The sequence below is a fragment of the Stenotrophomonas sp. YJH_SMC_4 genome, from assembly GCF_059371575.1.
The window spans coordinates 318608-329509 of sequence record NZ_JCAFUR010000001.1 but is presented as its reverse complement, the minus strand read 5'-3'; the positions used below and the strand labels follow the sequence as shown (position 1 = coordinate 329509).

Below are 10902 nucleotides of genomic sequence, written 5' to 3'. Positions count from 1 at the left end.
TTCTGGTGGCTCGATTTGTGATGACAAGGTGAAGTTCTTGAATCCGCGGAAGCGGAGGGTTGAATTCAGTGGTTTGAAAAATTCTTGTTTTGGGGTGGGTATTTCCAGTGGATTCTCCGTTGCATGGGATGCGCCGATTGTTCCTGGCGTATCCATGGCAGCCATACCTCTGCATGCGTCATACGGTGATCTGGACGCGGCTATCGCTGCATATCTGATCGACACGGATGCTCAGTTGTACAGGTTTAAGGACGGGCCTGATCTTCGTCTGGAAAGGTCTGGTCCTGACGAGCGCGGAAACGGCGGGCTCCTGTTCTCCCTGCCAGGCGGTGATCGCGCTGGTGATATGGCTGCGCTCTTTATTACGATCGGGGGCGGGGGGGTGCGGGCGATCAAGGTTTATGCATTGGGGATGCCGTGGGATGTCGTTGCACGTAAGTCCTATCGTGGACTTGCAGTAGGTTCAATTGGCATTGGAAGTCTGGTTTCAGATTTTCTTGGCTTCACCGAGTTGCATTTCGATGAAGCAGAGGAGTGGTTCTGTAGCGGAGGTGAGTACGGAGCCCTCGAAATTTCCGGTTGGGGTGTGCCGCTCGAAGATGAGCCGGAGCAGGTCGTGACTGCAATCTGCGTCGTGGCTTGAGAGCGTTTCTGGCCGTTGCATTGAGTTCGAGTAAGGCCGCGCTGAGTACAGGCAGGGTGGGACTCAATGGCCGCGATGTTACGTGGCAAGCGGTCTTGAATGATTTCGTGGCGAGTTTGGATAAAAGAGAATGAAAGTAAGGATTGAGCCCACCTTCGGCAGCACCGGCAGCGAAGCAGTACAGCGCACAGATGCAACCTCCGATGGGCTGAGCGAAAAGGACGCACTGGCGATCGTGGTAGGAGACCGGTTCTCCACCTACCTCCACTACTGGAGGCTGTACGAAGCAAGCGGCAGGGCGCCAAGGCGTTGGAACTGGCCGGCATTCCTGTTCTCGTCACTCTGGTTCTTCTTCCGGCGCATGCATGCGTGGGGCGCGATCTGGTTCATCCTTTCGCCGTTGCTGATGACCACCTTCGTGCTGCTGGGGCTGCCATGGTTGTCCTTGCTCTCGTTCGTGGCGTTTCGCGTACTTGCAGGAATCCTGGCGAATCCGTTGTACCTGGCGCATTGCCGAAGGATTATCCGCAAGGTTGATGCCGAGCATCGCGGGGAACATCGGCGGCACCTTGAGCTGCAGAAGGCTGGTGGTGTCAGCTACACCGCTCTGGTAATCGCCTTGGCGGTAATGGCCTCACAGAACACCCTGATCAAACTGATCGTTGGTTCGATATCAGAGCCAACGCCCACTCAGTCTGCTCTGCATGTGGCGGCGAACCCGCCGGATCAACAGGACCCGCAGATCGAGGAAGCGGAGCGGGTGGCGTATCAGGAGCAAATGCGTGCGATCGCAATGACGGCGTGGCCAGCAGGTGTTCCCATCGAGGGCAATGCCTGCATTGTCGAGCTGCGACTGGCGCCGCCAGGCCTCGTGCTGGAGGCGAATGTTCTTGAGCCGTGCACGTTGAACGAAGCGCAGCGCGAGATGATGCTGGGCGAGATCAGGCGCACGGACTTCACAATCGAGGGAAAGATGCGGTTCTTCAACCGGCATACCCTTATCGGCTTGAGCAAGCAGTGAGCATTTCGCTGTTTCTCGAGGTCGAAGCCGGTGCCGACCTGGCTGCCGTGCTGCACGTGCTGGATTCGATCCAGGCCGAGTACTCCGACGGTACTGACGATCTGCATGGGTATCTTCCAGCCTCCAACACGGGCTTCGGATTCAGCATCGTCCACCCACCGGAAGCTGTCGTTGCGGAAGGGATCGAAGCCAAGTGGCAGGTGGGCCTGCTCGGCTCGTTTCATTTCCGCGCGAGCGGGTTTGAACGTGCCTGGGAGGAAATCTGCCACTTCATCAAGCGTTACGCCGGGGCGTGCGAGTTCCGGTTTGTGCTCTCTTTCCAGTTCGAGAGCATCTATGCGGCAAGGCTCGGGAAGGATCTGGTCTTCCCGGGGCCAGCTGCCCCGTAATGCCGCGCAACGGGCTGGCAGGTCCCTGCCTGATCCCATTCTCGCTACGCGTGGCGATATACCTTATGGATATAAGGCCCCGTGGGTCGCTCGCTTTCACACCTGTCTGCACAGTTCCAGAGTTTTAGATCGATATAATAATATCGACCCATAAAGTTTCCCCTGCCTGCGCCGCCATCGATCATACGGCCATGATCAAGGGAATTGAGATGCTCGCCTTACGCAACCTTCGAGTGGGATCCCGGCTGGGTGCCGGGTTCGGTTTGCTGCTGCTGTTCATCGTGGCCATCGTTGGCCTCGTGCTGTACGGAAACCACCTGAAGTCCGCCCAGTTCGAGAAAGTGGTGGACGTCAACATGGTGAAGATGCGGCTGTTGAACGACATGCTGGATACCAACAACGCGGTGCTGATGCATCGCCGGCTGATGGTGATCAAGCGCGGTGAGGATTTCGACAAGGATTATCAGAAGGCGCAGGAGCTGTCGCAGACCTACGACGGTATCTGGGCCAAGTACATCAAGATTCCACGCGACGCCACTGGTGATGCCCTGGTGGCGAAAATCGACGCGGCACGCAAGGCCACCGACGCCTCCACCCAGCATCTGCACGAGCGCATGAAGGCCGGTGATTTCGACGGCGCGGCCAAGGAACTGCTCGCCGAGCACGGCTTGGCCACCGCATGGAATGAGGCGATCTCGACCCTGCTGCGGCATCAGGAGACACTGACCGAGCGCAGTCGCGAGGAATACCGTTCAACCGAATCCTGGACCGGCACGTTGTCGATCGTGTTCGGCGCGTTGAGCCTGCTACTGGGCTCGCTGGCCGCGTGGGCCATCACCCGCAGCCTGACCCGCCCGCTGGAAGGTGCGGTGAAGCTGGCCGACGGCATCGCCAACGGGCGGCTGGACAACAGCATCGACGCGTCCGGCAACGATGAGGTGACGCAGCTGCTCAGGTCGATGCAGCGCATGCAGGCGCAGTTGCAGTCGGTGATGGCGGCGCAGGGCGAGCTGGCCCGCCAGCACGACGCGGGCAGCCTCAGCTATCGCATGGACGAGAGTGCTTTTCCTGGCGACTACGGGCGCATGGTGCACGAGACCAATGCGCTGGTCGGCTCGCATGTGCAGGTGCAGAACCGGCTGATCGAAGTAATGAAGCATTACGCCCGCGGTGATCTGTCAGTGGACATGGATCCGTTGCCGGGCGAGAAGGCCGCAATCACCCAGGCCATGGACGAAACCAAGACCAGCCTGTCGGCGATCAACGGTGAGATCCGCCGCCTGGCGACGGCCGCAGCCGCCGGCGACTTCAGCCTGCGCGGCGATGAAGATCGCTTCGCCTATGATTTCCGCGACATGGTGGCCGGGCTCAATCGCCTGATGCAGACCACCGACGAGAACCTGGTGCAGGTGTCGACCCTGCTGCAGGCGATCTCGCGCGGTGACCTCACTGTACGCATGCAGGGCGACTTCCACGGCGTGTTCGCCCGCATGCGTGATGACTGCAACGCCACCGTCGATCAGCTCAAGCAGATTGTCGGCCGTATCCAGTCCAGCGCGTCCAGCATCAACCTGGCGGCAGGCGAGATCGCTTCGGGCAACACCGATCTGTCGCGGCGCACCGAGCAGCAGGCGGCGAACCTGGAAGAGACGGCTGCGTCGATGGAGGAACTGACCTCCACCGTGAAACAGAACGCCGAGCACGCACGCCAGGCCAACCAGCTTGCCATCGGTGCGCATGGCGTCGCCTCACAGGGCGGCGAGGTGGTCGGCCAGGTGGTCACCACCATGTCGGCCATCGAAGCCTCGTCGAAGAAGATCGCCGAGATCATCAGCGTCATCGACGGCATCGCGTTCCAGACCAACATCCTGGCCTTGAACGCGGCGGTGGAAGCTGCTCGTGCCGGCGAGCAGGGTAGGGGCTTTGCGGTGGTGGCCAGTGAGGTGCGCACGCTGGCGCAGCGCTCGGCCGGTGCGGCCAAGGAGATCAAGGGCCTGATCGAGGATTCGGTCGGCAAGGTCGCCGATGGATCGGCGCTGGTTCGTCAGGCCGGCACCACGATGGGCGAGATCGTGGCCTCGGTGCAGCGCGTGACCGACATCATGGCGGATATCTCTGCCGCCTCGCAGGAGCAGAGCTCGGGTATCGAACAGGTGAACCAGGCGGTGGTGCAGATGGACGAGACCACGCAGCAGAATGCGGCGCTGGTGGAAGAAGCCAGCGCGGCGGCACGCTCCATGGAGGAGCAGGCCAACCTGCTGGCCGAAGCGGTGTCGGTGTTCCGCACCGGTGCAGCCGCGGCAGCCGTATCGGTCCCGCGCGCGCTTGCGGCGGTAGCGGCCTCGGTCACGCCGGTGAGACGCCCGGCGGTGCTGTCACCGCGCATCGAGCCGACGTTGGCTGCCAATGCGGGTGGCTGGGAAGAGTTCTAGCAAGGCAGCACGCCGGTAGGGAGACGGCGCCCATCACGATGGCTGATCGTGATGGGCGCGGATTCTCTTCCTGAACGCGCGATGGCCGATGAGGCGGCGGACACGCGCATTTCACTTCCGGTTGCCAACCGCAGGTGGACACTTGCGCCATACCGGAACTCAGGAGATGGCCATGAAGACCTCGACCCGATTGCTTGTGCTGGGCACGCTGCTGGCGGCTTCGTCGGTGGCCGGTGCGCAGACGTATGGGCCGCGCGATGAGGGACGCAAGTTCAATGACGGCAGTCGCGTGGTCTGCAAGAACGTGGAAGTGCAGCGCAACTCGCGCGATCCGAACCGCATCACGGGTACCGCTACCGGCGCAGTGATCGGCGGCCTGCTGGGCAACCAGGTGGGCGGCGGTAACGGCAAGAAGCTTGCAACCGTGGCCGGCGCCGTGGCCGGTGGTGCGGCCGGCCGCCAGATCCAAGGCAACCAGCAGCAGAAGAACGGTGACCGCGTGGTTGAACGTCGCTGCGAACGCGTCTACCGCTGATCGGTCACAGCCAGACCTCGTTTCCCCTTCCACACCGCAGTACCCGAACGCCGGCCCCACGCCGGCGTTCTTCGTTGCAGGAAAAAGGGGACGGAGGGAATTAAGTCGCAATCCCCCAAACCGGCCGTTTACGACTTAATCCCCTCCGTCCCCTTTTTTGCAAGGAGGCGCCAGGTGGCGAGGCTGCCGTAGAGCAGCAGCAGGACGGTGAGGGTGATCAGTTCGTGGCTGACGTCGGCCAGGCTGGCGTCCATCTGGTTCAGGCGCACCATCAGGTTGATACCGGAGGTGGTAGGCAGCAGCTGCGCCAGCCAGACCAGCGGTTGCGGCGTCATCACTGCCGGCCACGACAGGTTGGCCAGGAAGAACAGCGGGATCGAGGTGGCGATGATGTACTGGAAGGCGCGTTCGCGGGTGCGGAAGAAGCTGCCGACGAACAGGCCGAAAACCACGGTAGCGGCGATGAACAGGGTACCGCCCAGCAGCTGGCCCAGTGGGTTTCCGCCGCGCGGATAGTCCTGCACCCAGGCGGTGAACCCGGCGTACCAGAGCAGGCCGAACAGGCCGATCAGGCCGAAGCCCATCGCCATGCCGGCCAGGGTCGGGAGGTCGAAGCGCAGGCGCCGGCCGAGTGCAAGACGACGACCACCGAGCAGCACGCCGATGCCCATCAGCAGGGTCTGGTGCACGATCAGCTCGGCCACACCGGGCACGATGGCGCTGCCATAGCCTTCCTGAGTGTTGTACAGCGGGCGCTGCACCAGGGTGACCGGCGGCGCCTGTGGCGCGCCCATGAAGGCGGCCTGGCCGACCACGGCGTCACGCCCGAACGCGCCCAGTGCATCGGCCACGCTGCCCAGCACCCAGCTGGCACGGCCCAGGTAGGCGCCGTTGCCGAGCAGCACCAGCTTGGCCGGGTGGCCGCGCAGGATGTCGCGCTCCAGGTTGGCCGGGATCAGCACGATGCCTTCGGCATGGCCGGCTTCCAGCTGCTGACGCGCACTGTCGATGTCCGCCGGTTGCCCGACCACGCGTGCAACGCGGAGCGCATCGAGCTTGCGTAGCAGCTCGCGGCTGGTCGCGCTGTGGTCCTGGTCCACTACCAGCACCGGCAGGTTGCCGGCCACCTGGTGACGGTACGCGGCCGGGTAGAAGAAGGAATACAGGATCACCGCGCCGACCATCACCACGATCGCGTAGCGGTCGCAGAGCACCGCCATCAGGGTCTGCCGCAGGCTGCGCCAGAGTGCGCTCATGCGTCGGCTCCCGCAGGCTGCGCGGCTTCCGGCCTGCGCGCGAAGGCGATCAGGCGCAGGCCGCCAATGCCTCCTGCCACCACCGCCATCAGCAGCAATGTGGCCAACGGCCACACCGAAACCTGCAGCGGCGAACCGATGAACTGCTGCTGGGTCTGCAGCTTGATGTAGGCGCTGAGTGGCAGCAGCTGATGCCAGATGCGGGTGAACAGGGGGCCATCCAGCACCGGGAAGGTAGCGCTGGAGAACGCCAGTGCGGTGCCGATGCTGAGGCCGACCGCGGACAGCGCGGTACCCATGTCGCGGGTGATGCCGACGAAGAACAATGCGTAGGCGGCCGTGGCCAGGTAGAACAGTGGCTGTGCGAGCAGCAACAGGAGCGCGCTGCCGGCCACACCATCGCCGCGCAGCCAGGCCAGGTAACCGATGCCGAGCGCGCCATACAGCGAAAACAACAGGATGTACGGCGTGACCTTGCCCGCAATCACCGACCACGGCGTTCGACCCAGCCAGGCGGGCAGGTTGCCTTCGCGGATCTCGCGGCCGAGGCTGCCGGCCACCGCAAGTGCCAGTACCAGCGACAGCACGGCAGGGAAGATCAGCGGCAGCAGGAACAACTCGTAGCTGCGCGCAGGGTTGTACAGGATGTCCGACTGCACCGCGATCGGTGCCGCACGCAGCTTGCCGGGGCCGACCTGCAGGCCGATGCGTTCGCGGAGCAGGCGTGCGTTCCAGGCCGAGACTGCGTCGCCGATATCGCGCGACGCAGATTGGCCGGTGGTCATGTAGGTGGCGTTGTAATAGGCGAACACCGTGCCCTGGCGTCCACGCAGCGCCTGCCGGGTGACATCGCGCGGCACCAGTACGATGGCAAACACGTCCAGCCTGCGCAGCTGCGAACGCGCGTCCTCCAGGTCCGCCGGCTGGCTGGCGATGCGTACGCCGGGGCTGGCATCGAGCATGCGCAGCAGCAGGCGGCTGTCACTGCTGTGGTCGAGGTCGACCACGGCAATGGGGATGTCGCGCATCACCGACGGCGAGAACATCCACGCCATCACCGCCAGCATCAGCAGGGGCAGCACGGTGACCAGCAGCAGGTCGGCACGGTTGCCGCGCAGCGACTGCAGCTCGCGCCGCCAGGAAGCAGCGAAGCCGTTGCGGTCCGGGCTCAGTGCTGGGGCCATGCGAACAGCACGCTCATGCCGGGGCGGAAGCCCTCGATGCGGCGTACCGGGCGCACCCGCACCTCGAAACTGCGGACGTCGTAGCCGGACGACTGGCGGGTGGTACGCCAGGTCGCATAGTCGCCGGCAGGGTTGATGAAGTAGACCTCGAACTCGCCGTCCAGGCCGAGTGCCGGCACGTTGCCCTGCAGCTTGCTGCCGACCTTCAGGCCCTGCATCTGCGATTCGCGCAGGTTCATCGCCACCCACATGCGATCGATGTCGACCAGAGTGAATACCGGGTAGCCGGCCGGCACCAGTTCGCCCGGGTCGGCCATGCGCTTGTTGATCTCGCCCGCCACCGGCGCGCGTCCTTCGACTTCGGCACGGGCGGCGTTGACTTCGGCTACCGCGCCCTGCGCCTGCTGCACCTGGCCCTGCGCGGCACGCTTGTCCTGCTCGCGTGCGCCGGCCAACGCCATGTCGTACTGCGCGCGCGCGGCACGGGCCAGTTCGCGCGAACTGGTGGCCTGGGCATGCGCTTCATCGCGCTTCTGCCGGGTCATCACCCCTTCGTTGAACAGGTTCTGCACGCGCTGGTAGGTGGCTTCGGCCAGCGTTGCACCGGCTTCGGCGCGCTTCCAGTTCGCTTCGGCGGCGCGGATGTCTTCGCTGCGCGCGCCTTCGTCGGCCTTGTCGGCCACCGCCTGTGCGGCGGCCAACGCGCCGTGGGCCTGCTGTTCCTTGGCGGCCACTTCGGGGCTGTCGAGCAGGAACAGCACCTGCCCGGGCTGCACGCGGTCGCCCTCGCGCACCTTCAACTCCGCCACGCGGGCGGTGATCTTGGCGGCCACGTTGATGGTGTCCGCGTCGGCCATGCCCTGGATCTGGTCGGCCGGGCTGCGCCAGGCCAGCCACAGGCCGAGCACCACCGCGACCAGCAGCGCCACTACCAGGATCGGGCCCAGGCGGCGCTTGGCCGGGGGTGTTGTCGCATCGTCGTGCAGCACATCACTCATGGTCGATCACCTCGTCCGCACGGCGCCGGAATTCTTCAAAACGGTCCATCTGTCCACTGACCTCCAGCAACTGCGCCAGCGCAATATCGTATTGGTAGGCGGCCTGTGCGCGCTCTACACGGGCACCGCCGAGGCCGAGCCGCGCGTCGATCACATCCAGCGAGGTGGCCTGGCCCTCGCGGAACGCCAGCTCCTGCAGGCGCAGGTTTTCCTGTGCCTGGGTGATGCTGCTGTCGAGCAGCACGTACTGCTGGCGCGCGGTCTCCAGTTCGTTCCATGCCTTGCGCACGCCCAGCGCGACCTGGTTCTCGGCCTCGCGCAGGCCCGCTTCGGCCTGGTCCAGCTGCGCGCGCGCGGCGCTGATCTGTGCCGGCCGCGAGTTCGGCGACAGGAAGGTGTACTTCAGGCCGATACCGAACGCCCAGTCCGGATCGGTCAGCATTTCGTCGCGGCGGCGGAAGTCGTACTGGCCGAAGGCAAAGATCTGCGGTTTCAGCTTGGCCTGCTGCACGCGCACGCCCTGTTCGGCCTGCGCCACCATGGCCCGCAGGCGTGCGATCTGCGGCTGGCGCGCCTGCGCAGTACGCTCGAAGCTGGCCACCGGTTCCAGCGGCACGCGCTGCACGAACAGCGGCGAAACCGGCTGCACCTCGCCACCACTGCGCAGCAGCGTGGCCAGTGCGGCCTTCAGCGTGGCCAGGTCGTTCACCGTCTTCTGGTATTCGCGCTCGGCCTTGTCGCGGGCCACGGTGGCCTGCAGGCGCTGGGCGCGGGTGGCGAAACCCTCGCGTTCCAGCTTCTCCGCATCGGACAGGTGGCGGTTGAGGCCATCGCGCACGTCACGGCGCACGTCCACCGCCTGCTCGGCCAGGCGCTGCCCGAAGTAGGCCTGGGCCAGCTGCACGGTCAGCGATTGACGTTGTGCTTCGCGCTCGGCGCTGGCCTGTTCGTGGGCGGCACTGGCCGCACGCTGCGCGGCCGGAATCACGCCGCCGGTGTACAGCGGCAGCACCGCAGTGACCACTGGACGGGTGCGCCAGTCGCGCTCGGTGAACGACAGCGGCGAATCGATGCCGAAGGCTTCAGCCACCGGCGCCAGTGAGCCCAGCGGCAGAGTGAGCGTCTTCTGGAACTGCAGGCGGCGCACTTCGCCGGTGATCTCCGGCAGGCGCAGCAGCCGGGTGGCGTCCTGCAGGTCCTGCTTGTTGCGAACGGCTGCATCGGCAGCGGCCAGCGCATCGGAGACCTGCTCCAGGCGTTGCCGCGCCTGTTCCCAGTCCAGTGCGGGTGCATCGGCACTGCTCTGCGCTGTGGCCGCAAGCGGCAGGCAGGCTGCCAGGGTCAACGCGACTTTCGCGCGGTGCATCCTTGTACGTCGGCCGATCACGCCCATGCCGTCCCAGTGGTAAAGAAGTGCGCAAACGGTAGTGCGCATGGTGTGAAGCCCGGGTCTGCGGTCATCGGTCTTTCCTCAACGAAGGGTGCCGCTGGCCGCAGTACGCAGCGCCTGGGTGATGTGCTGCAGCGTGCTTGAGCGCACGGCGGCATGCTGCCAGTACAACGGCACATCGAGCCAGCGGCGGGGTTCCAGTACCACCACGCGGCCGGCGCGCACAGCGGGCGCGGCCAGGGTTTCCGGGGCCAGGCCCCAGCCGAGTCCGCACGCGGCGGCTTCGACGAAACCGGTGGAGGAGGGCAGGTAGTGTAGCGGCGGCTGCAGCCGCGCGCGGGTCAGGCGACGCACGAAGCGCCACTGCAGTTCATCTTTGCGGTTGAACACCAGCATCGGCGCGCGTGCCAGCGCCGTGGCGTCCATGCCATCGCTGAAGTACTGGCGGGCGAAGCCGGGCGAAGCAATCGCTTGGTAGCGCATGGCGCCGAGCGGGTGCACGTTGCAGCCCTTCACCGGCTGGCTTTCGGCGGTGACCGCACCCAGCACGCTGCCGTCGCGCAGCAACCGCAGGGTGTGGTCCTGGTCGTCCATGCGCAGGTCGAACAGGTAGCCATGGCGCTGGTGCAGGTCGGCGATGGCCGGCACGAACCACGTATCGAGCGAATCATCATTGACCGCCAGCGGGATCGGGGTGCGCGCAGCGTCGCTGCTGCCACGCCAGGGTAGCAGCTCGGCCAATGCCTCGGCCTCCAGCGCCTGCATCGGTCGCACCCGGCGCAGCAGCGCCTCACCGGCGGCGGTGGGGCGGCACGGCGCCTGGCGCACCACCAGCACCTGCCCGAGCCGGTCTTCCAGAGCCTTGATCCGCTGCGACAGTGCTGATGGGCTGATCGACAGGCGGCGTGCCGCAGCCTCGAAGCTGCCTTCCTCCAGCACCGCGGCAAACGCGGCCAGTTGCGGGTGTACCAGGTCCATGCCGGTGCCTCTTCAGTTTTCCTGCGCAGGATAAAGAAAAATCAGTTTGTCTAAACAAGGCTGTTGGCCGCACCCT

General features: G+C 65.2%; 10 protein-coding genes. 5 read left to right on the top strand and 5 right to left on the bottom strand.

Annotated elements, in window-relative coordinates; translation table 11 throughout:
• Window positions 1-37: 37 nt before the first annotated feature.
• The 5 genes from AC5P9F_RS01620 (at window position 38) to AC5P9F_RS01600 (ending at window position 5020) form a co-directional block, all read left to right on the top strand.
• Window positions 38-643, top strand: a complete 606-nt coding sequence (locus AC5P9F_RS01620) for a hypothetical protein (RefSeq protein ID WP_239502345.1) — start codon at window positions 38-40, stop codon at window positions 641-643.
• Window positions 644-773: 130 nt separating this feature from the next.
• The gene (locus AC5P9F_RS01615) at window positions 774-1664 is read left to right on the top strand and encodes a DUF2628 domain-containing protein (protein ID WP_099498134.1); all 891 of its coding nucleotides are present in this window, start codon (window positions 774-776) and stop codon (window positions 1662-1664) included.
• Window positions 1661-2053, top strand: a complete 393-nt coding sequence (locus tag AC5P9F_RS01610) for a hypothetical protein (protein ID WP_099498135.1) — start codon at window positions 1661-1663, stop codon at window positions 2051-2053. The genes AC5P9F_RS01615 and AC5P9F_RS01610 overlap by 4 nt, the downstream gene beginning before the upstream one ends.
• A gap of 209 nt (window positions 2054-2262) precedes the next feature.
• Window positions 2263-4485: a methyl-accepting chemotaxis protein gene (locus tag AC5P9F_RS01605; RefSeq protein WP_043035552.1), complete on the top strand. Its 2223-nt coding sequence runs from the start codon at window positions 2263-2265 to the stop codon at window positions 4483-4485.
• A gap of 166 nt (window positions 4486-4651) precedes the next feature.
• The gene (locus AC5P9F_RS01600; RefSeq protein ID WP_032965667.1) at window positions 4652-5020 is read left to right on the top strand and encodes a glycine zipper 2TM domain-containing protein; all 369 of its coding nucleotides are present in this window, start codon (window positions 4652-4654) and stop codon (window positions 5018-5020) included.
• Between the two features lie 128 nt (window positions 5021-5148).
• Here the strand turns inward: AC5P9F_RS01600 and AC5P9F_RS01595 are convergent, their stop codons facing one another.
• The 5 genes from AC5P9F_RS01595 to AC5P9F_RS01575 all read right to left on the bottom strand — a co-directional run bounded on the left by AC5P9F_RS01595 (window position 5149) and on the right by AC5P9F_RS01575 (window position 10826).
• Complete coding sequence (locus tag AC5P9F_RS01595; RefSeq protein ID WP_164225458.1) at window positions 5149-6276, bottom strand: ABC transporter permease; 1128 nt, start codon at window positions 6274-6276, stop codon at window positions 5149-5151.
• On the bottom strand, window positions 6273-7460 hold the full coding sequence (locus AC5P9F_RS01590) for an ABC transporter permease (protein WP_165710308.1): 1188 nt from the start codon (window positions 7458-7460) through the stop codon (window positions 6273-6275). The genes AC5P9F_RS01595 and AC5P9F_RS01590 overlap by 4 nt, the downstream gene beginning before the upstream one ends.
• Window positions 7445-8458, bottom strand: coding sequence for an HlyD family secretion protein (locus tag AC5P9F_RS01585; protein WP_005408651.1), 1014 nt, complete (start codon window positions 8456-8458; stop codon window positions 7445-7447). Before AC5P9F_RS01585 ends, AC5P9F_RS01590 begins: the two co-directional genes overlap by 16 nt.
• Entirely contained in the window at window positions 8451-9851 is a 1401-nt protein-coding gene (locus AC5P9F_RS01580) for a TolC family protein (protein WP_032966521.1), read from the bottom strand. Before AC5P9F_RS01580 ends, AC5P9F_RS01585 begins: the two co-directional genes overlap by 8 nt.
• Window positions 9852-9929: 78 nt before the next feature.
• Window positions 9930-10826 carry a LysR family transcriptional regulator ArgP gene (locus AC5P9F_RS01575; RefSeq protein WP_049451897.1) on the bottom strand — a complete coding sequence of 299 codons (897 nt, stop codon included), beginning with the start codon at window positions 10824-10826 and terminating at the stop codon, window positions 9930-9932.
• Window positions 10827-10902: the final 76 nt, after the last annotated feature.

Bases quoted from the DNA above. Each gene is read 5' to 3' on its own strand.
- AC5P9F_RS01615 (WP_099498134.1), top strand. From the start codon at position 774: ATGAAAGTAAGGATTGAGCCCACCTTCGGCAGCACCGGCAGCGAAGCA.
- AC5P9F_RS01605 (WP_043035552.1), top strand. From the start codon at position 2,263: ATGCTCGCCTTACGCAACCTTCGAGTGGGATCCCGGCTGGGTGCCGGG.
- AC5P9F_RS01600 (WP_032965667.1), top strand. From the start codon at position 4,652: ATGGCCATGAAGACCTCGACCCGATTGCTTGTGCTGGGCACGCTGCTG.
- AC5P9F_RS01595 (WP_164225458.1), bottom strand. From the start codon at position 6,276: ATGAGCGCACTCTGGCGCAGCCTGCGGCAGACCCTGATGGCGGTGCTC.
- AC5P9F_RS01590 (WP_165710308.1), bottom strand. From the start codon at position 7,460: ATGGCCCCAGCACTGAGCCCGGACCGCAACGGCTTCGCTGCTTCCTGG.
- AC5P9F_RS01585 (WP_005408651.1), bottom strand. From the start codon at position 8,458: ATGAGTGATGTGCTGCACGACGATGCGACAACACCCCCGGCCAAGCGC.
- AC5P9F_RS01580 (WP_032966521.1), bottom strand. From the start codon at position 9,851: ATGGGCGTGATCGGCCGACGTACAAGGATGCACCGCGCGAAAGTCGCG.
- AC5P9F_RS01575 (WP_049451897.1), bottom strand. From the start codon at position 10,826: ATGGACCTGGTACACCCGCAACTGGCCGCGTTTGCCGCGGTGCTGGAG.